Source organism: Ruegeria sp. AA3, from assembly GCF_056542905.1.
Genome location: NZ_JBQGAQ010000004.1, coordinates 114,329 through 141,118, shown reverse-complemented (window position 1 = coordinate 141,118; position 26,790 = coordinate 114,329). Strand labels below are relative to the sequence as shown.

The 26,790-nt window shown below is 57.9% G+C and carries 25 protein-coding genes; 17 read left to right on the top strand and 8 right to left on the bottom strand.

Going from position 1 to position 26,790, the window contains the following annotated elements:
- Positions 1 to 63 precede the first annotated feature (63 nt).
- Positions 64 to 819: a hydroxypyruvate isomerase family protein gene (locus ACR0JR_RS09230; protein ID WP_480455918.1), complete on the bottom strand. Its 756-nt coding sequence runs from the start codon at positions 817 to 819 to the stop codon at positions 64 to 66.
- A 95-nt stretch (positions 820 to 914) separates the two neighbouring features.
- Between ACR0JR_RS09230 and ACR0JR_RS09225 the strand changes: the two genes are divergently transcribed.
- The gene (locus ACR0JR_RS09225; RefSeq protein ID WP_319545595.1) at positions 915 to 1,973 is read left to right on the top strand and encodes a DMT family transporter; all 1,059 of its coding nucleotides are present in this window, start codon (positions 915 to 917) and stop codon (positions 1,971 to 1,973) included.
- Here the strand turns inward: ACR0JR_RS09225 and ACR0JR_RS09220 are convergent.
- The gene (locus tag ACR0JR_RS09220; protein ID WP_170780241.1) at positions 1,931 to 2,509 is read right to left on the bottom strand and encodes a DUF1285 domain-containing protein; all 579 of its coding nucleotides are present in this window, start codon (positions 2,507 to 2,509) and stop codon (positions 1,931 to 1,933) included. The genes ACR0JR_RS09225 and ACR0JR_RS09220 overlap by 43 nt on opposite strands.
- A 64-nt stretch (positions 2,510 to 2,573) precedes the next feature.
- On the opposite strand from ACR0JR_RS09220, the gene ACR0JR_RS09215 reads away from it, so the two are divergent.
- The 6 genes from ACR0JR_RS09215 to ACR0JR_RS09190 all read left to right on the top strand — a co-directional run bounded on the left by ACR0JR_RS09215 (position 2,574) and on the right by ACR0JR_RS09190 (position 12,003).
- On the top strand, positions 2,574 to 3,581 hold the full coding sequence (locus ACR0JR_RS09215) for an AAA family ATPase (protein WP_170774624.1): 1,008 nt from the start codon (positions 2,574 to 2,576) through the stop codon (positions 3,579 to 3,581).
- The gene (locus ACR0JR_RS09210; protein ID WP_480455917.1) at positions 3,578 to 4,453 is read left to right on the top strand and encodes a DUF58 domain-containing protein; all 876 of its coding nucleotides are present in this window, start codon (positions 3,578 to 3,580) and stop codon (positions 4,451 to 4,453) included. Before ACR0JR_RS09215 ends, ACR0JR_RS09210 begins: the two co-directional genes overlap by 4 nt.
- Positions 4,450 to 7,212 (top strand): DUF4159 domain-containing protein, encoded by a 2,763-nt coding sequence (locus ACR0JR_RS09205; protein WP_480455916.1) that lies wholly within the window; start codon positions 4,450 to 4,452, stop codon positions 7,210 to 7,212. The genes ACR0JR_RS09210 and ACR0JR_RS09205 overlap by 4 nt, the downstream gene beginning before the upstream one ends.
- Positions 7,209 to 9,251 (top strand): hypothetical protein, encoded by a 2,043-nt coding sequence (locus tag ACR0JR_RS09200; RefSeq protein WP_480455915.1) that lies wholly within the window; start codon positions 7,209 to 7,211, stop codon positions 9,249 to 9,251. Before ACR0JR_RS09205 ends, ACR0JR_RS09200 begins: the two co-directional genes overlap by 4 nt.
- Before the next feature lie 67 nt (positions 9,252 to 9,318).
- Positions 9,319 to 11,532, top strand: a complete 2,214-nt coding sequence (locus ACR0JR_RS09195; RefSeq protein WP_480455914.1) for a response regulator — start codon at positions 9,319 to 9,321, stop codon at positions 11,530 to 11,532.
- A 9-nt stretch (positions 11,533 to 11,541) separates the two neighbouring features.
- Positions 11,542 to 12,003 (top strand): VOC family protein, encoded by a 462-nt coding sequence (locus tag ACR0JR_RS09190; protein WP_480455913.1) that lies wholly within the window; start codon positions 11,542 to 11,544, stop codon positions 12,001 to 12,003.
- Here the strand turns inward: ACR0JR_RS09190 and yaaA are convergent.
- The 3 genes from yaaA to ACR0JR_RS09175 form a co-directional block, all read right to left on the bottom strand.
- Entirely contained in the window at positions 11,994 to 12,764 is a 771-nt protein-coding gene (yaaA, locus tag ACR0JR_RS09185; protein ID WP_480455912.1) for a peroxide stress protein YaaA, read from the bottom strand. The two genes, ACR0JR_RS09190 and yaaA, sit on opposite strands and share 10 nt — an antisense overlap.
- Positions 12,765 to 12,797: 33 nt before the next feature.
- Positions 12,798 to 14,837, bottom strand: coding sequence for a DNA helicase RecQ (recQ, locus tag ACR0JR_RS09180; RefSeq protein WP_480455911.1), 2,040 nt, complete (start codon positions 14,835 to 14,837; stop codon positions 12,798 to 12,800).
- A gap of 78 nt (positions 14,838 to 14,915) precedes the next feature.
- On the bottom strand, positions 14,916 to 15,203 hold the full coding sequence (locus ACR0JR_RS09175; RefSeq protein ID WP_010438415.1) for a YggT family protein: 288 nt from the start codon (positions 15,201 to 15,203) through the stop codon (positions 14,916 to 14,918).
- 102 nt (positions 15,204 to 15,305) lie between these two features.
- Here ACR0JR_RS09175 and ACR0JR_RS09170 point away from each other — a divergent pair, with 102 nt between their 5' ends.
- From ACR0JR_RS09170 to smpB, 10 genes are all read left to right on the top strand, one after another.
- Positions 15,306 to 16,700, top strand: a complete 1,395-nt coding sequence (locus tag ACR0JR_RS09170; RefSeq protein WP_480455910.1) for an MFS transporter — start codon at positions 15,306 to 15,308, stop codon at positions 16,698 to 16,700.
- Positions 16,697 to 17,560, top strand: coding sequence for a penicillin-insensitive murein endopeptidase (mepA, locus tag ACR0JR_RS09165; protein ID WP_170542014.1), 864 nt, complete (start codon positions 16,697 to 16,699; stop codon positions 17,558 to 17,560). Before ACR0JR_RS09170 ends, mepA begins: the two co-directional genes overlap by 4 nt.
- The gene (locus tag ACR0JR_RS09160; protein ID WP_480455909.1) at positions 17,533 to 18,417 is read left to right on the top strand and encodes an esterase-like activity of phytase family protein; all 885 of its coding nucleotides are present in this window, start codon (positions 17,533 to 17,535) and stop codon (positions 18,415 to 18,417) included. The genes mepA and ACR0JR_RS09160 overlap by 28 nt, the downstream gene beginning before the upstream one ends.
- A 91-nt stretch (positions 18,418 to 18,508) precedes the next feature.
- Positions 18,509 to 19,156 carry a queuosine precursor transporter gene (locus ACR0JR_RS09155; protein WP_010438419.1) on the top strand — a complete coding sequence of 216 codons (648 nt, stop codon included), beginning with the start codon at positions 18,509 to 18,511 and terminating at the stop codon, positions 19,154 to 19,156.
- Between the two features lie 263 nt (positions 19,157 to 19,419).
- On the top strand, positions 19,420 to 19,839 hold the full coding sequence (gene arfB / locus ACR0JR_RS09150) for an alternative ribosome rescue aminoacyl-tRNA hydrolase ArfB (RefSeq protein ID WP_170471545.1): 420 nt from the start codon (positions 19,420 to 19,422) through the stop codon (positions 19,837 to 19,839).
- 60 nt (positions 19,840 to 19,899) lie between these two features.
- On the top strand, positions 19,900 to 20,646 hold the full coding sequence (locus ACR0JR_RS09145; protein ID WP_480455907.1) for an SDR family oxidoreductase: 747 nt from the start codon (positions 19,900 to 19,902) through the stop codon (positions 20,644 to 20,646).
- An 82-nt stretch (positions 20,647 to 20,728) separates the two neighbouring features.
- The gene (locus tag ACR0JR_RS09140; protein WP_480455906.1) at positions 20,729 to 21,742 is read left to right on the top strand and encodes a P1 family peptidase; all 1,014 of its coding nucleotides are present in this window, start codon (positions 20,729 to 20,731) and stop codon (positions 21,740 to 21,742) included.
- 113 nt (positions 21,743 to 21,855) lie between these two features.
- Positions 21,856 to 22,269 carry a c-type cytochrome gene (locus tag ACR0JR_RS09135; RefSeq protein WP_010438429.1) on the top strand — a complete coding sequence of 138 codons (414 nt, stop codon included), beginning with the start codon at positions 21,856 to 21,858 and terminating at the stop codon, positions 22,267 to 22,269.
- A gap of 147 nt (positions 22,270 to 22,416) precedes the next feature.
- The gene (idi, locus tag ACR0JR_RS09130; protein ID WP_480455905.1) at positions 22,417 to 22,959 is read left to right on the top strand and encodes an isopentenyl-diphosphate Delta-isomerase; all 543 of its coding nucleotides are present in this window, start codon (positions 22,417 to 22,419) and stop codon (positions 22,957 to 22,959) included.
- 44 nt (positions 22,960 to 23,003) lie between these two features.
- Positions 23,004 to 23,486, top strand: coding sequence for an SsrA-binding protein SmpB (smpB, locus tag ACR0JR_RS09125; protein ID WP_170471555.1), 483 nt, complete (start codon positions 23,004 to 23,006; stop codon positions 23,484 to 23,486).
- On the opposite strand, the gene glpK is transcribed toward smpB, so the two are convergent.
- From glpK to panB, 3 genes are all read right to left on the bottom strand, one after another.
- Positions 23,483 to 24,961, bottom strand: coding sequence for a glycerol kinase GlpK (gene glpK / locus ACR0JR_RS09120; protein WP_480455904.1), 1,479 nt, complete (start codon positions 24,959 to 24,961; stop codon positions 23,483 to 23,485). The two genes, smpB and glpK, sit on opposite strands and share 4 nt — an antisense overlap.
- A 70-nt stretch (positions 24,962 to 25,031) precedes the next feature.
- Positions 25,032 to 25,883: a pantoate--beta-alanine ligase gene (panC, locus tag ACR0JR_RS09115; RefSeq protein ID WP_480455903.1), complete on the bottom strand. Its 852-nt coding sequence runs from the start codon at positions 25,881 to 25,883 to the stop codon at positions 25,032 to 25,034.
- Positions 25,880 to 26,719 (bottom strand): 3-methyl-2-oxobutanoate hydroxymethyltransferase, encoded by an 840-nt coding sequence (panB, locus tag ACR0JR_RS09110; RefSeq protein ID WP_480455902.1) that lies wholly within the window; start codon positions 26,717 to 26,719, stop codon positions 25,880 to 25,882. Before panB ends, panC begins: the two co-directional genes overlap by 4 nt.
- Positions 26,720 to 26,790: the final 71 nt, after the last annotated feature.

Sequence of the window (26,790 nt, the reverse complement as noted above, 5' to 3'; positions counted from 1 at the left end):
TCCTTGGGTGTCGACGTTTTAATTGCGACATTTCAGGAAGAAAATCCAGCCTTCTTCATGGCTCTACTGACGTAACCAGATCAAAGTGTCTTCGGTTCGCCGAGTTGAGGGCGTGTATTCGGCGCTGACCCAACCCTGATAATCTGATTGATCCATCGCCCGGAACAGGGCTGCGAAATCTATTTCACCTCGTCCGGGTTCCGAACGATCTGGCGCGGCCCCTATCTGGGCGTGGAAAACCCGAGCCTTGAAGCGGTCCCAGATTGTAAGTGCGTCGCCGTGGATCATTTGCGCGTGAAAGCTGTCATATTGCAGGCCAACATTTGGCCGTACAACGTGATCGAGAACGTCTGCGGCAAGCTCATAGTCATTCAGGAAGTAGTCAGGTTGTGAAACGGGATTGAGCGGCTCGATCGTGAACATTTGGTCGGGCGCGAAATCTGCGGCCCATCGCAGGTTTTCAACAAAGCACGCAAGTGCTTCTTCTCCCGAGGCGTATCCCGCCATTATATGGATATATTGAGGCTTTAGAACTTTGGCATAGCGCAGAACGCGCCGGATGTCGGATTGAAACCGGGCTGTGCCACCGGGAACGGCCGCATATCCCGGCTCACCACCAGTATAGTTTGGCGGTGGAGCGTTGATCAGCACCAGATCAAGCCCGTTTGCCAATAGCGCCCTGCGGGTTTCCTTGGCTGCCAGATTGTAAGGAAACAGAATTTCAACCGCCGTAAACCCGGCCTGTGCGGCGGCTGAAAACCGGTCGAGATAGGGCAACTCTGTAAATAACAGCGAAAGATTGGCGGCAAATTTGGGCATTGGGTGCGTGGTCTCCTGAGCGTCAGAGCATATCGACCAAGTTAGGCGGCTAAAAGAGACGGAAAACGACAGTTTGTCGAAAATCGGCCAGATCAATGGCTTCGAATCAGAAAACCTTTGGTTCAAGCGGTGCCTCGGTGCAGGGGGCTGCGTCAACAAAAGGTCTGAATACAATGGCAATGAGCCCTGAACCCGCGCGCGGGAACACCCTTGCTGTATCCGATAACAGTCAAGCCGCGTTTACCGGGAACACGTTAGCGGTAGCATCAATGTTGACCTGGGCTGCGGGTTTTCCAGCCGCCGAAGTTTTGCTGCAAACCTGGCCGCCAATAGCGCTGTTTGCGGCGCGAATGATGCTTGCGGTTCTGGTTATGGTGCCGATCTGGATACTGTTGGATGGGCCAGCGCGCGTTCTGCGCGCCCGCTGGGGGCATGCTTTTTTTGTTGGCGGCTTGGGGATTGGAACAGGGATGTTCCTAATCCTTGTCGCGCAAAAGCTGACCGACCCTGTCACGGTTGCAATCATCGCTTCTTGCGCACCTCTGATCGCGACGCTTTTGGAACTGGCAGCAGGGACACGACGATTGCGGTGGAAATTTGCGATTGGTATGGGAATTTCGATCATAGGCGGATTGATTGCGACCAGCGCCGTCGCGCCTGCGCAGTTGGGGATCGGTGCGGTTTGCGCAGTGGTGTCGACCGCGCTGTTTTGTTGGGCCAGCATGGCAACGGCGCGCGATTTCCCCGAGCTCAGCCAGCTGGGCCGTTGCACAATAACGCTTGTCGGAGGGTTGCTGACCGCGGTCGTACTGTTGCCGGTAGCCGGTTTTCTGGGGTTTGAAGTCATGCCCACACGGTCGGTCGACGCAGCACAGATGGGAATGTTGGTTTTCTATGCACTGTTCTCACTGGGCCTGAGCCAATTTTTCTTCATCGCATCTGTTGGGAAATTGGGAGTGGCGCTGGCCTCATTCCATATCAACATCGCGCCATTTTACGTGATGGTGATCATGATGGCGTTGGGAGAGGAGTGGAACTGGACCCGTGCGCTGGGTGCGGCGATCGTGGCGCTGGCGGTGGTGTTGGCACAAGACCGAAAGCCGCGACCGGTTCAATCTTCAAGTGCAGCAGAGGCGATCAGCGGAAAAAACTGACCTTCAGACCAGACACCGAACCAACCGTCATGATGGTTGCCGATCTCAACCAATCGGTAAAAGCTCTTGCGATCGATGCGCGCCTCTAGGTTGTCGCGAACCAAAATGTAGGGTGACGGCTCATCTGTTTCCGCATCAAATACAATACGGATTGGGTGATTAGGCCCAGCAGTGGCTGTATCGCCCACCTGCGTGGTAAACGTCAGGCGCTGGGAGTCGCTCTTACCATCCTGATCGAAATCGACGGCGATGAACGGCGCATCCTCGACGGTGATTCCCACCTTTTCGACCGGGGTAACCAGAAAATATTTGCCCTCTTCTTTCTTAAGAATTGAGGAAAATAGCTTCACAAGCTCGAACCGGGTGATGGGTGACCCTAGATAACTCCAAGAGCCATCTTTTGCGATCCGGATGTCCAGATCGCCGCAAAACGGAGGATTCCATAGGTGAACGGGCGGTAAACCCCGTGTTTTGGCCGCTTTGACCGATGCCGCCAGACCGTCGGGCGAGGGGGTCACGGGTTTTTGTCCGCTCATTGCTTTTGCCATTTCCTCTCAGCGCGATACACTTCAATCATAACAGTCCACGGAAGGGAACCTCATGTCCGAACCTGCCGACCTCGTGTCCGAGATCGAAGCGCTGGAAAACAAGCTGCAAGAGGCCAAAGCCTCGATCACCCGCCGCTTTATCGGGCAGGAAAAGGTCGTCGATCTGACCTTGACCGCCTTGTTGTGCGGCGGTCACGCGTTGTTGATCGGATTGCCGGGGCTTGGCAAGACACGGCTGGTCGAGACGCTGTCGACGGTCATGGGCCTTCATGGCAATCGCATCCAGTTCACCCCGGACCTTATGCCAGCGGATATTCTGGGATCCGAAGTATTGGACACAGCCGAGGATGGCAGCCGCCATTTCCGGTTCATTTCCGGCCCGATCTTCTGCCAGCTGCTGATGGCGGATGAGATCAACCGCGCCAGCCCCCGGACCCAATCGGCGCTGCTGCAGGCGATGCAGGAACGCACCGTGACCGTTGCAGGAGAGGATAGGGACTTGGGCGTGCCATTCCATGTGCTGGCCACGCAGAACCCGATTGAGCAGGAAGGGACCTATCCTTTGCCCGAAGCTCAACTGGACCGTTTTCTTGTGCAGGTTGATGTGGAATATCCGGATCGCCAGACCGAACGCGACATTCTGCTGGCCACAACCGGTGTCGAAGAAGCAGAGGCGCATCAGATTTTCACTAAGGAAGAATTACTGGCCGCACAGGTTCTGTTGCGCCGGATGCCGGTTGGAGAGTCGGTTGTCGAACTGATCCTCGATCTGGTCCGTGCCTTCCGCCCGGATGAGGCAGGCGCGTCCGAGCGGGTGAGGGAAACCGTCGCTTGGGGCCCCGGCCCGCGTGCTGCGCAGGCGCTGATGATGACCGTACGTGCCAATGCGATGCTGGAAGGTCGACTGGCCCCCAATGCCGAGGATGTGCTGACCATGGCGCGTCCGGTTCTCAGCCACCGCATGGCGCTGAACTTTGCAGCCCGAGCACGGGGCGACAGCCTGTCTGACCTGATCGAGTCCACCGCTGCCGGTCTGGTCCGCACCGAGGCTGCGGCGTGAACGCCGCCCAGACCCTACGCGAACGATCCGAGGCCGAGGCGTCCCGGCTGCCGCCCCTTTTGGCGCGCGCCGAACATCTGGCCGGAACCGTGTTATTGGGAGATCACGGGCGCAGACGCTCGGGTCTGGGGGATGATTTCTGGCAATACCGTCCAGCGCAAATCGGCGACAGTCGCCGGATGATTGACCATAGGCGCTCGGCCCGTGGCGACCAGCAGTTTGTGCGCGAACGTGAGTGGCAGATTGCGCAGTCGATCATGCTTTGGGTCGATCAGGGTGCGTCGATGCGGTTTGCTTCAGACAAGACCTTGCCAACCAAGATCGACCGCGCCCGCCTGATGGGGCTTGCAACGGCCATCCTGCTGGTGCGTGGCGGTGAACGTGTTGGTTTGACGGGAACAACCCTGCCCCCACGCAGGGGCAATGCACAGATCATAAGATTGGCGCAGGCCTGGTCTGAGGATTCGCAAACCGATTATACACCACCCGAACACCGCGCGATGATTCCGCATGCGCGCGCAGTGTTTATCTCGGATTTCCTGGGACCGCTGGATGAGGTTGAGTTGGCGCTTACCAAAGCAGCCGACCGAGGTGTTCGCGGCGTTCTAATGCAGCTTCTGGATCCCAGCGAGGAGTCTTTTCCCTATTCCGGGCGTACCATCTTTGAAAGCGTCGGCGGCACTGCCCGGCATGAGACTTTGAAAGCTGCAGACCTACGAGATCGCTATCTGGATCGCCTTGCACGGCGTAAAGACGCATTGACGCATCTTTGCCGCGCGACCGGCTGGCAGATGGGGCTACACCATACGGGTGACAGTGCACAATCGGCTCTATTGTGGCTCTATCGCGCCTTGGATGGGGGGGCGCAATGACAGTTCTGGCGGGAATTGGCTTTACCGCGCCTTGGGTGCTGCTGGGGCTTTTGACCCTGCCGATCCTTTGGTTGATCCTGCGCGCTGTCCCACCAGCGCCCATCCGCCGCCTGTTCCCGGCTGTGACGTTGTTGTTGGGCCTGAAGGATGACGAAAGTGTCTCGGACCGCACGCCGTGGTGGCTGTTGCTGCTCAGAATGCTGGCGGCTGCGGCAATCATCATCGGGCTGGCAGGGCCGGTACTAAATCCCTCGCGCGATGAAACCGGATCCGGGCCGTTGCTGCTGGTGCTGGATGCCAGCTGGGCAGGTGCGACGCGCTGGTCATCGACGCTGGATCAGATCGATGCACAACTGACCGAAGCCGGCCGTGCTGGTCGCCCGGTCTCGATCTTACGCCTGACCGAACCTGAGCCCCCTGTGTTTCAGGCCGCCGAAGCTTGGCGCGGGCGATTGCCAGGTCTTACACCGATGCCTTGGCAACCTACCGAAGCACAGATTCCCCAAACTTTGGCCGCACTGGAACAGGTAGAAGGTGGTTTTGACACCCACTGGTTCTCTGATCAGTTGGCGTTTGAGGGTCATGATCGTCTGGTTTCGGCCCTGCAGGGGCGGGGCGAAGTGATCGTTTATCAATCCCCCGCATCCGCGACCGCGATCCTGCCTGCAACGTATCAGGACGGAGCGATCCAGCTTCGCGTTCTACGTGCCAATCCGGGCCCAGCCGAAAGTGTTACTGTGCTGGCGCAAGGGCGCGATCCAGCGGGCGCGATGCGCGTGCTGCAATCCACGCCACTGGAGTTTGAAAGCGGCTCTACACAGGCGCAAATCGATCTCGCGCTGCCCTCGGAATTGCGCGCTCGAATTACACGGTTCGAGCTTCAGGGCCAGCGCTCTGCCGGTGCGGTGACCCTAACAGATGACAGCCTGAGGCGGCGCGAAGTGGCGCTGATTGCGGGCACGCTGAACCGTGAAGGGTTAGAGCTGCTTTCACCGCTCCACTATCTGACACAGGTGTTGATCCCAACTGCTGATTTTGTTGAAGGAGGTTTGACTGAAGTCCTCCCCGCCAACCCGGATGTGATCGTGCTCGCGGATGTGGCGAGGCTTTCTGGTTCAGAACAGGCTGAGGTCATTGAGTGGGTTGAACAAGGCGGCCTTCTGCTGCGCTTTGCTGGACCGCGTATGGCCGCAAGCGATCTGGGTCGAGATGAAGAAGATGATTTGCTGCCAGTACGTCTGCGTAGCGGTGGCCGTTCCGTCGGCGGCGCGATGAGTTGGGGCGAGGCCAAAGGTTTAGCGCCGTTCTCAGAAAACTCGCCATTCTACGGGCTAACCATACCCGAGGATGTCACGGTGACGACACAGGTGATGGCACAACCAGACCCTAATCTGGCCGACCGGGTGATTGCGTCACTCTCCGATGGTACGCCTTTGGTTACCCGCAAACCCTTAGGATTGGGGCAGGTGGTGCTGTTCCATGTTACGGCGGATGCAGAATGGTCAAGCCTGCCACTATCTGGCCTATTTGTGGAGATGTTGGACCGGTTGGCCGTCGCTTCTGCCGCCAAATCTCGGCAAGAGGCGCAGATGCAGGGAACAGTGTGGGAGCCGGTTCAGATACTGGATGGTTTTGGTACTCTGACCGATGCCGGAACGTTGGCCGGGGTCGATGGGGTCGAGCTGGTCTCGGGCCAGATCGGACCAGACTTGCGCCCGGGCCTTTATGAAAGCGGCAAGCAGAAACTTGCACGGAATGTGTTGGCCGAGGATGCGGTGCTGACGCCAGCCGTTTGGCCTGCCGATGTCCCGATCCGGGGACAGGATATCACAACAGAGACGCCGTTGGCGGGTCTGTTGCTCAGCCTTGCGCTCGTGCTGTTGACGATTGACGTGATCGCGTCATTAGCTCTTTCCGGACGTTTGGGTCTGGCGCGCGCGGCAGCCGTGATGCTGGGCGCATTGCTGGTTGTTCCGGATGCGCAGGCGCAGACGCCGGATGATACCGATTTCGCGCTGAATGCGACGCAGGAACTCGTGCTGGCGCATGTCCTTACGGGCGATGCGCAAGTAGATGATATCGCGCTGGCTGGGCTGCGCGGGCTCGTGCAAACGCTGCATTATCGCACCTCGGTCGAGCCTGCTGATCCCATCGGGGTCGATCTGGAACGCGATGAGCTTGCGTTCTTTCCATTGCTTTATTGGCCGATCACAACCGATCAGCCGCAACCTTCGGCCGAGGCCTATGCCAAGCTCAACGCCTATCTGCGATCAGGCGGGATGATCCTGTTTGACACGCGCGACGCCGACATCGCTGGCTTCGGGGCGTCAAGCCCCAATGGGCGCAAGCTGCAGCAATTGGCTGCGCCGCTAAATATTCCCTCATTAGAGCCGGTTCCGCGTGATCATGTTCTCACTCGCGCCTTTTATCTGCTGCAGGATTTCCCCGGTCGCTATTCCGGCACCGAAGTCTGGGTCGAAGCCGCGCCGCCGAATGCCGAGCAGATCGAGGGGATGCCGTTCCGCAATCTCAATGACAACGTGACTCCGGTAGTGATCGGGGGCAATGACTGGGCCGGGGCCTGGGCGGTGGATCGCAACGGTCAGTCCCTGTTGCCTGTGGGTCGCGGCTATGCTGGCGAACGGCAACGTGAACTGGCCCATCGCTTTGGCGTTAATCTGGTGATGCATGTACTGACCGGAAACTACAAATCCGATCAGGTCCACGTGCCCGCCCTTTTGGATAGGTTGGGGCAATGACCGGCACCGTCATCTTTGATCCGCTGATCCCATGGCCCGTCTTGGCCGTTGTCGCCGCCATCGCGCTTGCTGGGGTAGTGCTGGCGCTCTGGCGTGGCTTGTCGGGTTGGGCTTTGCGTGGTTTGGCTGCTTTGGTTGTCCTCTCCGCACTTAGCGGTCCAGTATATCAGGTCGAAGATCGTGCGCCGCTCACCGATATCGTGCTGATGATCGAAGATGAAAGCGCCAGCCAAACCCTGTCGGATCGTGCCGAACAGACCATTCAGGCCGCAAACGAGCTTGCGGCTGAAATCGAAGGCCGCGACAATACCGAGCTACGCCGCATTCAGGTTGGTGACGGCGACGGGGATGAAGGCACGCAGGTCATGGCCGCTCTGAACGCGGCCCTCGCCGAAGAACCCCGGGCGCGGATTGCAGGCATCATCGTGGTCTCAGACGGTATAGTGCACGACGCAGACCAAGCTCCTGACCTACCTGCGCCGATGCATTTGTTACAGACAGGGCGTGCGAGTGATTGGGATCGTCGGCTGATCGTGCGCAATGCACCTGCATTCGCCATAATCGGAGAGCCTGTAACGCTTACCCTACGCGTCGAGGATACCGGCGTAGCGCCTGTCGGTGTCACAAACGCCCCGCTTGAGATCTCGGTCGACGGTGCTGAGCCTGAGCGCTTCACCATTCCCATCGGTGTGGACGTAGAGTTGCCGATTACCTTGCCGCATGGTGGGCGAAACGTCATCCAGTTCTCGGTTCCGCAGGCCGAAGGCGAGTTGACCGAACGCAACAACACCGCCCTTATCCAGATGAACGGCGTGCGGGATCGTCTGCGCGTCTTGCTGGTATCGGGCGAGCCGCATCCTGGCGGGCGCACGTGGCGCAATCTGCTGAAATCCGACAGCTCGGTTGATCTGGTCCATTTCACCATCCTGCGGCCACCGGAAAAGCAGGACGGCGTGCCGGTAGATGAACTCTCATTGATTGCCTTCCCAACGCGCGAGCTGTTTCTGGAAAAGATCAATGACTTCGACCTGATCATCTTTGACCGCTATAAGCGGCGTGGCATCCTGCCTGCGATCTATCTGGACAACGTGGGAGACTATATCGTCAATGGCGGCGCGGTGCTGGTTGCTGCGGGCCCCGATTTTGCCACCGCGGACAGCCTTTTCCGCTCTCCGCTTGGGCCAGTCCTGCCCGCAAAACCCAGCGCACGGGTCTATGAGGAACGGTATGTGCCTCTGGTTACCGATCTGGGCCAGCGCCACCCGGTGACTACTGACCTGGGCGATTCTGAATCATGGGGCGCGTGGTTGCGCCAGATTGATGTCAGCCAGCTATCCGGCGACATGCTCATGACCGGCGTGGATGACCGTCCGTTGCTGGTACTGGATCGCGTCGGCGAAGGACGTGTGGCGCTGATGGCCTCTGATCACGCTTGGCTGTGGAGCCGCGGTTTTGAGGGCGGTGGCCCCCAGTTGGAGCTACTCCGCAGGCTGGCCCACTGGATGATGAAAGAACCCGAGCTTGAGGAGGAGGCGCTGTGGGCCGAAGCGAATGGCCAGTCGATGCGTATCATCCGCCAGACGCTGGAGGATGAGGTTGGCCCCGTGACCGTTACCCGCCCTAACGGCGACACCTTGGATATCACGCTGAACGAGGTCTCGCCTGGTCGGTTCGAGGCGCAGTATTTCGGCCCCGAAATTGGCCTTTACCGACTGGAAGAGGGTGAGCATTCCGCCGTGATCGGCCTGGGCCCTGCCGCACCCAAGGAATTCGAACGCACGATCGCAACCGATGTAATCCTAAGCCCGGTTCTGGCCAGCCTGCGCGGCGGTTCGATTCGGGTGGAAGAGGGCCTGCCCTCAATCCGGAACGTCCGTGTGGGCCGACCGGCAGCAGGACGGGGCTGGATTGGGCTGACACCGCGCGACGCCTACGAAACCCGCGATGTTACACAGGCCGGGTTGCTTCCCCCCTGGCTGGTGTTGCTGCTGGCCGGTGGGTTCCTCTTGGCCGGTTGGTTGCGCGAGGGGCGTCACTAGCGCGGCTTAAGCACTTTTTCACGCTCTCCCGCGATGCTCTGAGCAGATTATCGCGGGAAAATTTTACATGAGTCTTGCTGAGAAACTGGCGCGGGAACGGCGCGCGCGATTGGCTGCTGAGCGCCTGTTGCATCTGAAACAGGCCGAGCTCTCTGCCGCCAACCGCAAACTGGGGCGTCATGCCATCGCTCTGACACGTCAGATCGATGAGACTCAGGCCGAGGTTGCGACGGTTCGCGATGAAAACGAAAAGGTCAAATCAGATCTGACCGTAGCCAATGCCAAGATAGAGGTGGCTGAACGTCGCCTTTGGCACTCGATCCAGACCATCCCCGACGGGTTTGCATTTTTCGATGGCAACAACACACTGATCGGTGCCAATGCCGCTTACCTTAGCGTTTTCGATGGGCTGGAAGAGGTCGCACCGGGGATCAGCTATCCGCGTATTCTTGAGATTCTGACCCATGAAGGGATCGTGGATATCGGCGCGGAAAAGATCGCGAACTGGCAGGCCCGTATGCTCGCACGCTGGGCGCAACCGCACCCCGAACCTCAAGTGATCCAGCTGTGGAACGGCCAGTATATCCGGTTGATCGATCAGCGGGGCCACGGCGGCGACGTGCTGAGCCTTGCGCTGAACATCACCGCCTCGGTCCGGCATGAGGCCGAACTGAACGCCGCGCGTGAACGGGCCGAGGCTGCCAACCGGGCCAAATCCGCCTTTCTGGCAAATATGAGCCATGAGATTCGCACGCCGATGAACGGGATCGTTGGCATGACCGAACTGCTGACCGAAACTCCGATGAACGAAGAACAAAGGCTCTATGTCAGCACAATTCGTAATTCGGGCGAGGCACTGCTGGCCATCATCAACGATGTTCTCGACTATTCAAAGATCGAGGCCGACAAGTTGACGCTGCACCCCGAGCAGTTCGATTTTGAGCGCTGTATCCTAGAGGTCGCTATGCTGTTGCAGCCTAGCGTACGCGACAAAGGCCTGACTTTGTTAGTGGATTATGACCTGTTCCTGCCCACGCTTTTTGTAGGTGATCCGGGGCGGATTCGTCAGATTCTGACCAACCTCGTGGGGAACGCGGTGAAGTTTACTGCACAAGGCCATGTATTGATCCGTGTGACAGGCGTACCAGACATGACCACAGAAAGCTGCGATATCCACGTAGCCATCGAGGATACGGGCATCGGGATTGAGGCTGACAAGGTCCCGCACATCTTTGGTGAATTCAATCAGGTCGAGGATGCCCAGAACCGCCAGTTCGAAGGCACGGGTCTGGGGCTGGCGATCACCAAGCGTCTGATCTCGATGATGGGCGGTGTCGTTTGGGTCGAAAGCGATGCGGGCAAAGGATCTTGCTTCGGTTTCCGCATATCGTTGCCCACTGCTGAAGGTCCGCAACCTATTCCACCCGATTTGGCGGGGCAATTGGGGCGTGTTTTGGTGGTCGAAGATATGGCCGTCAACCGTGCCATCCTGACCAAGCAATTAGACCGCCTCGGGTCTCAGGCGCTGACCTGTTCGACGGGGGCCGAAGCGCTGGCTGCAATGGACAAAACGATTGATCTGGTCCTGTGCGATCACGATCTGCCAGACATGGATGGGTTGGAGCTTGCCACCACTCTGCGTGACAAAGGATGGGGTGATCTGCCAATCGTGGTGATGTCGGCCAATCCAGGTGTGATCCACGCCGATCCGGCCCATCGGCTCATTAATGGCGTGTTGCAAAAACCCATCCCGCGCGCCGAGCTGTATTCGCGGCTGATGGCGCTGGGCGCACCTGTATTCAAGCCGGATCGCAGTGACAACGACGCCTCTGATCCCGAGACTCATGTACAAGTTCCGCAGGAACAGAGGCTGATGCGGGTTCTGGCAGCCGAAGACAATCGAACCAATCAGTTGATCCTTCGAAAGATGACTAAGGAGCTGAACATCGATTTGAAATTTGTCTCCAACGGGTTGGAGGCGGTCGAAACCTTCGCCCGCTTTGATCCGGATCTGATCTTCATGGATATCTCGATGCCGAAGATGGATGGCAAAGAGGCGACAGGTGAAATCCGGCGACGCGAAATTGGAACAGATCGCCATGTCCCCATTGTGGCCCTGACGGCCCATGCCATGACAGGGGATGACCAGGGCATACTGGCGGCGGGGCTTGATCATTACCTGACCAAACCGTTGCACAAGAAACTGATCCACAAGATGATACTGGAACATCGACCTGCCGAGGCTTGTGCGGTCGGTGCAGACGGTGAAGGCACGGAATAGGATCGATTGATGTCAGATGAGCGCGGTTTTCGTCCCCGAGGATTGGGCGAGATTGCAATTCGCTGCGCCGATATGGCGGCAATGGTGCAATTCTATGAGAAGGTGATCGGGTTGCAGCGATTGCAAGGTGACCATAACAGCGCCATCACCTTTTTTCGCATCGCTGAAGGGTTCAGCGGGCATACACAGGTGCTGGCCCTGTTTCACCAAACTGTTGGCTCTGAGCGTGGATCGGATCAGACTGGCATGGCAGTGCCGGTAACAGGGGGCGCCTCAGCCCTGCACCATATCGCACTGTCGTTGCCCTTTGCAGAACAGGACGCTGTCATGCGCTGGTACGACCAGATCGACCAGCCCTATCGGGTTGAGCATTTCGGCTGGATCGGTTGGCGCGGCATCTTCACCCAAGACCCCGAGGGGAACACGGTGGAACTTGTGGCTTACGATCCTTCGATGCTTGATCAGGCCTGATAGGGGCGTACAAACACGGGTTTGTCGTCTTCCGACAGATCGGCCCGGTATTCGTACCCGCCGCTATCAAAATCCAGCAGGCCTTTGGGGTCGGTCAGTCGATGTTGAATGATGTACCGGGCCATCGCACCACGCGCCTTCTTTGCAAAGAAGCTGACGATCTTGGGGGTGCCGCCCTTGTCCTCCATGAATACCGGTGTCACAACGTGTAGCTTCAGCGCTTTCAGGTCGACCGCACCGAAATACTCCTGGCTGGCGCAGTTCACCAGAACTTTGCTGCCAGCCTCAGCAGCTTGGGCGTTCAACGCCTTGCTCAACTGATCGCGCCAGTATTCATACAGGTTCTTGCCACGGCGGGTTTTCAGCTTGCTGCCCATCTCAAGCCGATAAGCCTGAATGGCATCCAGCGGGCGCAATACGCCATAAAGCCCGGACAAGATGCGCAGGTGATCCTGTGCCCACGCCATTTCATCCGCGTCCAGCGACGCGGCTTCAAGACCCTGATACGTATCACCCGCAAAGGCCAAGGCGGCGGGGCGTGTCGCATCTGGCTCGGGTGCATCTGAAAACACGCGATATCTGTCACGGTTCAGGCGGGCCAGATCATCGCTCAGATCCATTAGTTTTTTCAAATCGCCCAGGGTCAAGTTGCGTGCAGTCTTCGACAAGCGGATTGCGTCGTCCTGAAAATCGGGTTGGGTCACTTGGACGTTTCGTTCTGCCCAATCCAGCCGCTTGGCCGGGGAAATCACTACCAGCATATCCGCCCTCGTTTCTTACCTGTTGGCTCGTATCTAGCCCGCTTGCTGCAGCACGTCCAGAAACGCCGCGCCAAACCTTTCGTGACGACGGTCGCCCAGAACCTGCTCCATCGCTCGTGGATCATCCGGGCGCAATTGCGCCACCTTGGCCAGTTGCGATGCCGAACAGCTCAGTGGTTTGTCGATCCCGTCGGGGCCTCGCGACAATTGTGATTGAACCTCAAGCAACTGATCGTAGATGTCGCCCTGATCGCGGCCGGCAAGCTTGCGCCGTGCCGGGTGCAACTCTTCTACCGCGCCGATCAGCACCTCAAGGAAGGTCGCACCATAGCGCTCCAACTTTTTTGCCCCAATGCCGCTGATCCGGGCCATATCGTCCAGATTTGCGGGTCGGGACTCCGCCATTTCGATCAGGGTGCGATCTGGGAAGATGACATAAGCCGGAACCCGCGCGGCCTCGGCCAATGCGCGCCGCTTGGCCTTGAGCGCCGAGAGCAGCGGCGCGTCTTCCTCGGACACCATCGCCTTGACCGCGGGCCGACGTGTGGCTTTGCGGATGGTATCCTTGCGTAGATCGATCTGCGCCTCACCTTTCAGGATCGGTTTGGCGGTTTCGGTCATGCGCAGTGCACCGTGGCGTTCGGGGTCGGGACGGACCAAATCGTGCCCTATCATCTGCCGGAAGATTGCCTGCCATTGCGGGCGCGACCAGTCTTTGCCGATGCCGTAGGTTGACAGGTTGTCGTGTCGCCGCGCGCGGATTTTGTCGGTCTCATTGGCCAACAGGATGTCGATCAGATGACCCGCGCCGAACCATTCTTCTGTGCGCAAAATAGCGGACAGGGCCATGCGAACCGGCGTGGTGCCATCGAACACTTCAGGAGGGCTGTCGCAAAGATCGCATTTGCCGCAAGGTTCGATCTGTTCTCCGAAATACCCGAGCAAGGTCTGGCGGCGGCATTTCAGTGCCTCGGCCAATCCAAGCAACGCATTCAGGCGTGCATGATCCGCCATTCGCCGCTCAGGTGGGGCCAGTCCTTCGTCGATCTGAGAGCGTCGCAGTCGGATATCGTCAGGGCCAAACAAAGTAAGGGTTTCGGCAGGACCACCATCGCGCCCGGCGCGGCCGATTTCCTGATAGTAAGCTTCGATCGATTTAGGCAGATCGGCATGCGCGACCCAGCGGATGTCGGGCTTATCGATACCCATGCCAAACGCGACAGTGGCGACGACGATCAGCCCATCCTCGCGCGCAAAGCGGGTCTCGACGCTGCGGCGATCTTCGGCCTCCATCCCGCCGTGATAGTGGCAGGCCGTGTGACCTTCGGCGCGCAGGGCTTGCGCCAGCACTTCGGTCTTGTTGCGGGTGCCGCAATAGACGATGCCGGATTGGGACTTTCGGGCGGCAGCGAAATCTAGGACTTGTTTGCGCGGTCCATCCTTGGCGGCAAAGGCCAGATGGATATTGGGTCTGTCAAACCCGCGCAGGAATTTACGCGGCTCAACACCGTCGAACAGCTTTTCGACGATCTCTTCCTGCGTTTCCGCATCCGCTGTCGCTGTAAATGCGGCGAGGGGCACGCTCAAAGCGCGACGCAGCTCTCCGATCCGCAGGTAATCAGGGCGGAAATCATGGCCCCATTGGCTAACACAATGTGCCTCGTCCACGGCAATCAGATTGACGTTGATCCGACGTAGCATTCCCAGCGCAGACCCTGCAGCCAGCCGTTCCGGCGCCATATAAAGCAGCTTGAGCCGACCACCCTCTATAGCATCCCAAACGGCATCAGTTTCCTCAGGTGTATTGCCCGAGGTGAGCGCGCCTGCCTCGACACCGGCCTCTTGTAGCCCACGTACCTGATCGCGCATCAGGGCGATGAGCGGAGATATCACCACAGTTACCCCGTCTCGCAACAACGCAGGTAGTTGGAAACACAGGGATTTACCACCACCGGTCGGCATGATGGCCAGCACGTTTTCGCCCGCGGTCACGGCATCGACGATCTCTTCCTGCCCGGGGCGGAAGTCGTCGAATCCAAAGACGTCTCGCAACAAGGGTGCGGAGTCGAACATGTGCCGGAGGGTCCTGTATTAAGGTTTATCTGCTCTTAAGACAGGACCATCACATACTAAGATTTGGTGAACAAGAGGTCAGTAGAAATAGACCGCATTGTTGATCAGGATGATCCGCAGGGCATAGACCCCGATCAGCACGACCAGAGGCGTCAGATCCAGACCGCCCATGTTGGGCAGGATGCGACGGATGGGGCTATAAATCGGTTCTAATATCCGATTCAGCCCATACCAGATTTGCGCCACCAGTTGCTGGTGCAGGTTAAGAACCTGAAAGTTGATCAGCCAACTCATGATCACATGGGCAAGAATGATGAACCAGACAATGTCTAGTATCAAAAGCAGGATTTGGATCAGCGACAGCATGGGCACTCCGTTCGTCAATTGCCCAGAGACCTAAGCGCGCCTGCGCCAAAGAGCAAGTCTGCAGCAACACAACGCTTGCGAATTACCACAAAGCCCCCTCTTATGAATTCAACAAGAACAGGGGCAGAAATGGCGGAAATTTCCAAGCGCAAGCGCATCTGGGGCTGGTGGTTTTTCGACTGGGCTTCGCAGCCCTATCACACCTTGCTGGTGACCTTTGTATTTGGCCCATATTTTGTAAGTGTTGCTGCACAGTATTATCTGACATCAGGTCTGGTGGAGGAGGCTGCCAAGGCGCAGGCGCAGGTTGTCTGGGCGAACGGCATGACCATTATCGGGCTGATCATTGCCTTTGGTGCGCCATTGCTGGGCGCGATGGCAGATGTCTCGGGACGGCGTATCCCTTGGATATTTGGATTTTCGCTGATGTACGCGGTGGGATCCGCGGCGCTTTGGTACACGATGCCTGATGGCTCGAATATGTGGCTGATGATTTCGGCCTTTGGGCTGGGCTTTGTGGGGGCCGAATATGCGCTCATCTTCATCAATTCTCAGCTGCCTGATTTGGGGGATGACAGTGAGGTCGGTGAGATCTCGGGATCAGGTTTTGCGTTTGGCTATTTCGGAGGACTGCTGTCGCTGGCGATTATGCTGGCACTGTTCGTCGAGCAGCCCAATGGCAAAACCCTGATCGGGATAGACCCGATGTTCGGTCTGGATGCGGCAACGCAGGAAGGTACTCGGTTTGTCGGGCCCTTCACAGCCGGGTGGTTCATCCTGTTCATGGTGCCGTATTTTCTTTGGGTCAGGGACGACCCGAATACTGATAAACAAGGCAGCGTGGGCGAAGCCTTGCGGTTGCTGGGAAAATCCGTCGCTGCCTTGCGTCATCGGGTGAGCCTGGCGACATATCTTGGGTCATCGATGTTTTACCGCGACGCTCTGAACGGGCTATATACGTTTGGTGGAACATACGCTGCACTGGTCCTGGAATGGGATATCGTCAAGATCGGTGTGTTCGGGATCGTCAGCGTGCTGGCTTCGGCCATCTTCGCATGGGTCGGCGGTAAGATGGATCGGAAATACGGCCCTAAACCGGTGATACTGGTCGCCATTTGGGTTTTGATCTTTGTCTGCTTGACGGTTGTGTCGATGGATCGAACACAGATTTACGGAATTTCATTGCCCGAAGGCTCTGGCTTGCCGGATATGGCGTTTTTCGGATGCGGAATTCTGATCGGCGGTATGGGAGGCATCCTGCAATCGGCCAGCCGATCTATGATGGTGCGCCATACTGATCCCGCCACCCCGGTTGAAAGTTTTGGGCTTTATGGGCTTTCGGGTCGGGCAACGGCCTTTGCAGCGCCGCTTTTGATCGGAATAGCAACGGCAGTGACCGGTAGTGCAAGACTGGGGGTGTCACCGATCATTCTGTTGTTTATTCTAGGACTAGTCCTGATGCGCTGGGTGAAACCGGAAGGGGATCAGAGCAGATGATTTTATTACGTTTTTTAGCCGTCTTAACGGTGATGACACTGGCAGGCACGGCGGGTGCGCAACCGCTGGCCAAGCAATTGTTCGGGGCCCAGAAGGTGGGGTCTCAGCAAAAATCAGCGGCTTTCGGCAGTTATTCGCGCGGGTGCGCTGCAGGGTCGGTGCAATTGCCCGAAACTGGGCCAACATGGCAGGCGATGCGCCTGTCCCGCAATCGCAACTGGGGGCATCCGCAGGCGATCGACTATGTTCAGGATCTCAGTCGGTTTGCAGCCAAGCAACCGGGGTGGAATGGTCTCTATATTGGCGATATCAGCCAACCACGGGGCGGGCCAATGACCTCTGGCCATCGCTCTCACCAATTAGGGCTGGATATCGACATATGGATGCTGCCGGGCGACAACATGCGCCTTAGCCGTAAAGCGCGCGAGAATATCTCGTCCATATCCTTACGCCGCGCGAACGGCGCCTATGTCAACGGCAACTGGACCAAGCAGCATCATGCGGTGTTGCGCGAAGCCGCCAAGGACAAGCGCGTTGCCCGGATCTTTGTGTTCCCTGGTGCCAAGGTGCAGATGTGCAATGACGAGAAGGGCAACAAAGCCTATCTGCGTAAAATCCGACCGTGGTGGGGGCATCACTATCATTTTCATGTGCGTCTGAAATGCCCAAGGGGATCGAAAGGCTGCGTCAATCAGGATCCACCTCCCAAGGGCGATGGCTGTGCAGAAGCGGAACAATGGGTCCGCAATATCCTCAACCCGCCTCCACCCGACCCAAATGCGCCTCCACCAAAGAAACGACGAGAATACCGTCTGGCTGACTTGCCCCAGCAATGTACCGCTGTTTTGCAAGCCAACTGATATTAGCGCTGCTGCTAACAGGGCAGGTTTGGGCAGTTGAGCTAAAGCGGGCTTCGTTGCTGGATACTTACGTCTGGCGCAACACTTCTGATTGGTTTGGTGGATTTTCGGCGATTCACATCGCAGAAGGCGGCGAACGTTTGATCGCGATCAGTGACCGGTCAAGGCTGATCACAGCGCGGGTCAATCGGGACGGTGATAAGATCATCGGTATCGAAATTCTCGGGCAATGGCCAATCCTGTCTAGCAACGGGCGCGTCCTGAAGGGACGGGCAGGGGATTCCGAAGGGATTGCGGTTGCTTCGGATGAAAGTATATACATCTCGTTCGAAGGTGTTCACCGCATCGTACATTATATGGCGCACAACACAAATACACGGGTTCTGCCGCGTCCACGAGAGTTTCTGAATTTGGACCGCAACGGGTCATTCGAAGCGCTGGCGATCGACAATCTGGGACGGCTTTATACACTGACTGAAAAAAGCAGAACCCTTCGCGGGGATATCCCGATCTATCGGTGGGATGGCAGCCGCTGGTCAACGCCCTTTGTTCTGCCCGCGCGCGGAAAGTTCCTACCAGTTGCCGCTGAATTCGGTCCTGACGGGAGGTTTTATGTACTTGAGCGTGCCGTAGCATTCATTGGCTTTCGAACGCGCCTGCGTCGATGGGAGATTGTCAATGATGCCCCTCAGTCCGAAGAAGTGTTACTTGAAACCGGCACCGGACTTCACGACAACCTCGAAGGATTGTCGATCTGGCGCGACGGTCAGATGCGTTTGCGCGCTACGATGATCTCGGACGACAACTTTCTGGCACTGCAACGGACAGAAGTGGTTGAATACCTGTTGCCCGATTGACAGGTCGTTATCAAAGGTCTAAACGCACGGCCTGCCTTGGGATGAACCTGGGGCCAAGTCGCCGCTACCTTGTCAAAACGGGCATCTGAAAATGCAACGCAGCTTTATTCCCGGCATCATTGCCATGGCCGCCATTGTCGTGGCCTCAAACATCCTGGTCCAGTTCCTCATCTTTGATGGGCTGTTGACCTGGGGTGCTTTCACTTATCCGCTGGCCTTCCTGGTCACGGACATCATGAATCGCGTCTATGGCGTAGGTCCAGCCCGCAAGGTCGTGTTTGCCGGTTTTGTCACCGGTATCATCTGCTCGCTGATCGGCAGCCAGATCATGCTGCAGGGTGACGGCTTCACCTATGCCGCCGTACCGCTGCGGATTGCCGTCGCCTCGGGCACCGCGTTCCTGATCGCACAACTGACCGATGTCACGGTGTTCAATTCACTGCGTGGCGGACGCTGGTGGCGCGCACCGCTGGTCTCGACGCTGGTTGGGTCTGCACTGGACACCGCGCTGTTCTTCACCATCGCCTTCTCGGCTTCGGTCACCTTCTTTGGTGCCAATGCTGACGCTGCGATCAGTTGGGCGTGGGAGCCTGTGCCATTCATGCTGTCTGGCCCGATGGCGCCGCTCTGGGTGACACTGGCTTTCGCAGATTGGCTTGTGAAACTGTCACTGGCTTTGATCGCGTTGATTCCGTTCAAAGTGATCGTTGCCCGCTTGACCGCTGCACAGCCTGCGTAAAAAAGTTCTTTGAGATTGGCACAAGTTGTGTCACGCTCCTTTCTAACCGCAACAGATAGAAAAGGAGGTGATCCAGTGTCGAGAAAGAGATTGGAGAGAGGTGTCGGAACAACCGGGGGGATCGCCTGTTAAGGCAGCCCTTGGCGGAGCGCTCGCTTCGGCTGGTCGATTGATCTAACCGACCCCACCTCCTGAACTTTCGAAGGGCCGTCCCACCGGGGCGGCCCTTTCTGTTTTTACCTGTGCCTAGTATGGTCTGACCCATGTTGCGCATCAACGACGATATCACCCTGCAAGACTGGGAAATGACGGAAAGCTTTGTGCGGTCTTCTGGTCCGGGTGGGCAGAACGTGAACAAGGTATCGACGGCGGTTGAATTGCGGTTCGAAGCAGCGCGCTCACCCTCCTTGCCCGACCCGGTCAAAAATCGATTGAAACGTATTGCTGGGCGGCGATGGACTAAGGACGGAGCGATTGTCATCCAATGCGAAGAAACCCGTTCCCAGGCCCGCAACCGCGAGATTGCGCGCGCCCGGCTGGGGGAACTGATTGCCCGCGCCTTGGTCAAACCCAAGCGTAGGATTGCAACGAAACCGACCTATGGCTCGGTCAAGCGTCGATTGGCAGCCAAAAAAGCACGCGGCGATGTAAAGGCGCTGCGGGGCAAAGTGTCCGAAGAATGAACTGGCATCTCGGCTCTTGGTTGATAGTCTGACCCGCAACAAGGGCAGGAGGGCAACAACATGAGGCTGGAGGGTAAAACCGCAATCGTGACCGGTGGTGCATCCGGGTTCGGTGCGGGAATTGTGCAAAAGTTCCTTTCCGAAGGTGCCCGCGTTATGATTGCCGATATCAACGGCGATGCCGCCCGCGATATGGCCGCTGCATTGGGCCAGGATGCCATTTCTCAGCAAGTTGACGTCTCGGATGTGGACTCCGTTCAGGCCATGGCTGATGTCGTACACAGTGATTTCGGGTCGCTTGATGTTCTGGTGAACAATGCGGGCGTGACTCATATGCCAACGCCACTGGAAGAGGTCAGTGAAGCTGACTTCGACCGGGTTTTTGCAGTGAACATGAAATCTGTCTACTTGACAGCGCGCGCCTTTGTGCCGGGCATGAAGGCGCGCGGATTGGGCGCGATCCTGAACGTGGCCTCAACAGCAGGTCTGTCGCCGCGCCCCAATCTGAACTGGTATAACGCGTCCAAAGGTTGGATGATCACGGCAACAAAAACGATGGCGGTGGAACTCGCACCATCGGGCGTACGTGTCAATGCGATCTGTCCGGTAGCAGGAGAAACGCCTCTGCTGAAATCCTTCATGGGCGAAGACACACCGGAAATTCGCGCCAAGTTCCTCTCGACCATCCCGCTGGGCCGCTTTTCGACCCCTGAAGACATGGCCAACGCCGCCTGTTTCCTGTGCTCGGACGAGGCCAGCATGATCACAGGCACCGCGCTTGAGGTGGATGGGGGCCGATGCATCTGATCCACCCTTCATCTGGCCATAAATATCCCCGCCGGAGGCAGCGCGCCGCGGCACGCTTATCTGCCCAACATCAGAGGTTTCGATGATACCCGGCCCCAAAAACCTGATCACCGATGTCCCGGGCCTGAAGGTCGGCAATGCGCAGGATGATGCGTTGAAATCGGGCACAACCGTCTTGACTGCGGATCACTCTTTCACCGCTTCGGTGCATGTTATGGGTGGGGCGCCGGGCACGCGTGAAACCGATCTCTTGGCGGCCGACAAATCCGTTGACCGGGTTGATGCGATTGCGCTTTCCGGAGGATCGGCCTTTGGGCTGGATGCCTGTTCGGGTGTATCCGATGCTTTGCGCGCAGAGGGGCGCGGTTATGTAGCTGGTTCGGCGATCGTCCCGATAGTGCCGGGGGCGATTCTGTTCGATTTGCTTAATGGCGGAGATAAGGACTGGGTCGAAAACCCCTATCGCGCGCTGGGGAATGCCGCATATCTGAACGCCTCACCAGAATTTGAACTGGGGACTGCCGGGGCCGGAACCGGCGCATTGGCGGCAATGCATAAGGGAGGACTGGGCTCGGCCTCGCTAGTACTTGAGGATGGAACAACTGTTGGAGCACTGGTTGCAGCCAACCCGCTGGGCAGTGTGAGTACGCCCGGAGATCGCCATTTTTGGGCGGCACCATTCGAGATCGGTTCCGAGTTTGGCGGGCATGGTCCGGATCCGGCCTCGGATCTTGGCCGCATCCACACCAGCCGCAAGGCGGAGGCCATGAAACCAGCCCAGCCAGATCGGACAAACACAACCATTGCTATCGTTGCAACCGACGCTGCACTGACCAAACCGCAATGCCAGCGAATGGCGGTGGCTGCCCATGATGGCATCGCCCGCGCCATTGTTCCCGCGCACACGCCCGGCGATGGAGATCTTGTATTTGGCCTCAGCACAGCTGCCCGTGAAGTTGAGGTCGAAGCAATGGCGATGATCGGCCACGCGACCTCAATCTGTCTGGCGCGGGCGATTGCGCGCGCGGTCTATTTGGCGTCACCCAGTGCAGGCGATCTTCTACCCTGCTGGTCTGCCGTACATGACTTAAGTTAAGGACGAACTAGTATCTGCTGTGACACAGTGCTCTCGCGCGGCAATCTGCGCGTTGACTCTCTGCTGCGCCAAAGGTCCTTTCTGTGCAGCCAATTCGTATCGGAGCAAAAGCTATGAATCGTATCCTTGCCACCGCAATTGCTGGTCTGCTGGCCCTTCCCGCCTATGCTGAAGGTGACGCCGAAGCTGGCAAGAAAGCCTTTAACAAATGCAAATCCTGTCACCTGATCGCTGATCCCGCCGGTGAAGTGATCGTCAAAGGCGGCAAGACCGGACCGAACCTCTATGGTGTAGCGGGTCGTACGGCCGGCACTGTCGAAGGGTTCAAATACGGCGACAGCATTGTCGAAGCGGGTGAAAACGGCTTGGTCTGGGATGAAGAGACTTTTGTTTCTTACGCCCAGGACCCCAAAGCGTTTCTTAAAGACTATCTGGGTGAAACCTCGGCCAAGTCAAAAATGACCTTTAAACTGAAAAAGGGCGCTGAAGACGTTTACGCTTATATCGTGAGCGTTTCGGGCGAATAACTAGGTTCGTCTAGATCATGTATAAAAGTGCAAAAGGCCGCAGCCCCTGCGGCCTTTCGTGCGGTTGAACGATGCCTCCATCGGCGTCACTTTGGATAAATACCGGCATGACTTTGAGCGCCGGGATTCGCCAACAGGAGACGACAGATGGGAATCATGATCCCGGCCTGGGTTGAAGGCGAACTGACCCCCGTTGACAAGCTTGAGGCACACGAGAAAGGCCTCAAGCACAAGGCCGTATCGGTCTTCGTTGTGCGCGGAACCGAGATATTGCTGCAGCGCAGGGCGATGGGCAAATATCACACGCCGGGTCTTTGGGCGAATACCTGCTGCACACATCCAGATTGGGAAGAAAGCGCCTCGCATTGCGCGGTACGTCGTCTGCGCGAGGAGCTGGGCATTACCGGGCTATATCCTGAATATCGCCACAAGCTTGAATATCAAGCCGACGTTGGCAATGGCATGGTTGAGAACGAGGTGGTCGATGTCTTTCTGGCGCACGTGCGTGGACCATTGAAAATCGAGCCTAATCCTGACGAAGTGATGGATATTCGTTGGGTCGACTATCACGATCTGCTGGCTGAGGTGAAACGGCATCCGAACCGCTTTACGCCATGGCTCAAGATTTATCTGCACAACCACGCGGATACGATCTTTGGGCCTGACTTGATTATCTCAGCCAAATCGTAACTCTGTCTTGCAAGGCGCTCGCAAGCGGAATACATCAACGCGTCATGGCCAAGCAAAAGCAGAAAACTGACCCGAATTACAAAGTGATTGCCGAAAACCGGCGTGCACGATTCGATTACGCGATCGAAGACGATATCGAGTGCGGCATCGTACTGGAAGGGTCCGAGGTCAAATCTCTGCGCGCGGGCGGGTCGAACATTGCTGAAAGCTATGCGTCGGTTGATGATGGAGAGCTGTGGCTGATCAACAGCTATATCGCGCCCTATGAACAGGCGAAGGTCTTCAAACACGAAGAACGCCGCCGCCGTAAGCTGTTGGTGTCGCGCAAGGAGTTGGCAAACCTGTGGAACGCGACTCAGCGCAAGGGTATGACGCTGGTGCCGTTGGTGCTGTACTTCAACCACAAAGGCCGGGCGAAGCTGAAGATCGGCATCGCCAAGGGTAAGAAACTGCACGACAAGCGCGAAACACAGGCCAAGCGCGACTGGTCACGCCAGAAACAGCGTCTGATGAAGGACCACAGCTAGAACGCCATGGTCGCCTGAACGGCCCGCTGCCAGCGCGCATAGGCCGCGTCTCGGTCGGCCTCGGCCTTCTGGGGTTCAAACCGACAGTCAAGATTCCAGGTTTCGGCGAATCCTGCCTGATCCGGGTAGACACCTGCTTTCATTCCCGCCAGCCATGCGGCACCCAGCGCGGTGGTTTCCTGCATCACCGGGCGGTCAACGGGCGCGCCCAGAATGTCCGAAAGCCCCTGCATGGCCCAGTCCGATGCGCTCATTCCGCCATCGACGCGCAGGATCACGTCAGCCTCGGCCCCCCAATCGCCCTGCATTGCGTGCCATAGGTCGCGGGTTTGGAACGCAATGCTTTCCAACGTGGCGCGCGTGATTTCGGCGCGGCCGGAATTGCGGGTCAGGCCAAAGATTGCGCCGCGGCAATCGGGTTTCCAATAGGGCGCACCGAGCCCGGTAAAGGCAGGCACAAGGACAACATGTTGGTTTGGATCAGCTTGCGCGGCCAGTTCACCGCTTTGCGGTGCGGCTTCGATGATTTGCAACGCATCGCGCAGCCATTGCACTGCCGCACCGGCGATGAAGATCGAGCCCTCAAGTGCATAAGTTTTCTGCCCGTCCAGCTGATAGGCAATGGTGGTCAGCAGGCGGTTCTTCGATTCAACCGGCTGCGCACCGGTATTGAGCAGCGCGAAACATCCCGTGCCGTAGGTGGATTTCATCATGCCCGGCTGGAAACAGGCCTGCCCGATGGTGGCAGCCTGTTGATCCCCTGCCACGCCGAGAATCGGGATTTCACTACCAAACAGGGATGTTGATCCGAAATCTGCGGCACAATCCCGCACATCGGGCAACAAGGCCTGGGGGATGTCCAGCAAGTCACAAATCTCGCTGCTCCATTCCCCCTTGTGAATGTCGAACAGCAATGTACGAGCGGCGTTGGTGGCGTCGGTGGCGTGCATGCGCCCTTCGGTCAGTCGCCAGATCAGGAAGGTGTCGATTGTGCCGAACAGCAGCTCTCCCGCGGCGGCACGGTCGCGCGCGCCTGGCACGGTATCCAGAAGCCATTTGACCTTTGTGCCCGAGAAATAAGGGTCCAGCAGCAGCCCCGTCTGGGCGATCACGTCATCTTCGCACCCCGCTTTGCGAAGACGTTCGCAAATTTCAGCAGTGCGCCGGTCTTGCCAGACAATCGCGTTGTGAATCGGGGCACCGGTGGCGCGATCCCAGATAACTGTGGTTTCGCGTTGATTGGTGATCCCAATTCCCGCGATCTGGCTGGCGGCAACACCCGTGGTTTCCAACACCTCCCGGCAAACGGTCAGGACGCTGTCCCAGATTTCTTCGGCATCATGTTCGACCCAGCCTTCCTGCGGGAAATGCTGCGTAAACTCGTGCTGCGCAGTGCCGACGCGCTGCATTTGCGCGTCAAACAGGATCGCACGAGACGATGTGGTGCCCTGATCGATTGCCAGAATATAGGTCATGCCTGCGCCCCTCCCGCATTGGTTTTGCGGGACTTTAGCGCAAACAATGCCAAACGTGCCAGAGGGGAAATCAGACCTTTGACACCGGCAGATTATCGATCAGCCGCACGCCTTCAAGCATGGTCGCCGCGAACAAGCGCGCCGGGCGATCGGCGTGGGCTAGCGGGTCCAGCGTATCGGCACAGCGGAGTTGGAGATATTCCACCTCAGCGAAACCGGCGGCCAGCAGTTCAGCCTGGGCTTGCGTCACCAGTGAGTTGAACGCCTCACCATTCTCCAGAGCCTGAACAAGTGCGCGCATGATGCGATGTTTTTTAGCCGCAATTACCAACCCCCGATCTGACAGTCTCTGGTTGCGCGAAGACATGGCAAGACCCGAGGGCTCTCGTACCGTCGGGCAACCAATCACCTTGATCGGAATATCCAGATCGCGGGCCATCCGTCGGACGATCATAAGCTGCTGATAGTCTTTTTCCCCAAAATAGGCTCGATCCGCCTGCGTTTGCAGGAACAGTTTGGCGACAACGGTCGCCACGCCATCGAAATGACCCCGGCGGAATTCACCCTCCATTGTGTCAGTCAGGCCCGAGACCGAGACTGTGGTGGCGAATCCCTCGGGATAGATCTCCTGAGGGTCGGGTACGTAAATCGCATCAACGTCATAAGGGGCCAGCTTTTTCGCGTCTTCCTGTTCGGTGCGTGGATAGTTGGCAAGGTCTTCTGGGTTGTTGAACTGTTTGGGGTTCACAAAGATTGTCACGACCACCCGGTCGCAATCCGCCTTGGCGGCTTCGGCCAGTGACAGATGTCCTTGATGCAGCGCGCCCATGGTCGGGACGACTCCGATCACCTCGCCCTTTTGGCGCCATTCACGGGTCAGTGCACGCAAATCCGCCAGACGACGCAGAATAGGCGCGGTCATGACTTGGACCCTTTTGAAGGGGTCTGATCTGCAAAGACATGTTCGTCTGCCGGAAAGCTGCGAGCTCGAACCTCGGCTGCGTATTCTGCAATTGCTGCTTCGGCCAGCGGGCCAAGATCGGCATAGCGTTTGACGAATTTTGGTTTGAAAGCAGTGAAAAAGCCCAGCATGTCGTCTACCACCAGAATTTGCCCATCACACCCGGCCGAAGCACCAATACCGATGGTGGGGATCGCAATCTGGGACGTGATCCGGTCAGCCAAGCTTTGCGGAACCTTCTCTAACACGACGGAAAACGCACCGGCCTCGGCAACGGCACGGGCGTCGGCCAGTACGGCATCGGCCTGTTTGTCGCGCCCCTGTACCTTGTAGCCGCCCAGCGTGTTGATTGATTGCGGTGTCAAACCGATATGCGCCATCACCGGGATGCCGCGTTTGACGAGAAAACGAATGGTTTCGGCCATCTCCACGCCGCCTTCCAGCTTGACCGCGCCTGCACCGGTTTCGGACATTAAGCGGGCCGCGTTTCGGAAGGCCTGTGCCGGGTCGTGTTCGTAACTGGCGAAAGGCATGTCTATCACCATCATGGCTCTGTCCAGCCCGCGGGCGACGGCCTGACCGTGCATGATCATCATGTCCATCGTCACCCCGAGGGTCGAGGTCAACCCGTGCAGCACCATGCCGACGCTGTCACCGACCAGAACAAAGTCGCAATGCGCATCCATCAACCGCGCCATCGGCGTCGTGTAGGCAGTCAGCGAGACCAGAGGTTCAGTGCCTTTCCGGGCGCGGATATCCTCGGCGTTCGGGGCTTTCTTGCGGGCGGTGGCGCTCATGATCACTCCTCGCAGGGTTCATGTTGCAGTGCGGCATAGCAGATGCGGCAGATGCAAAGAAACCCCGGTTG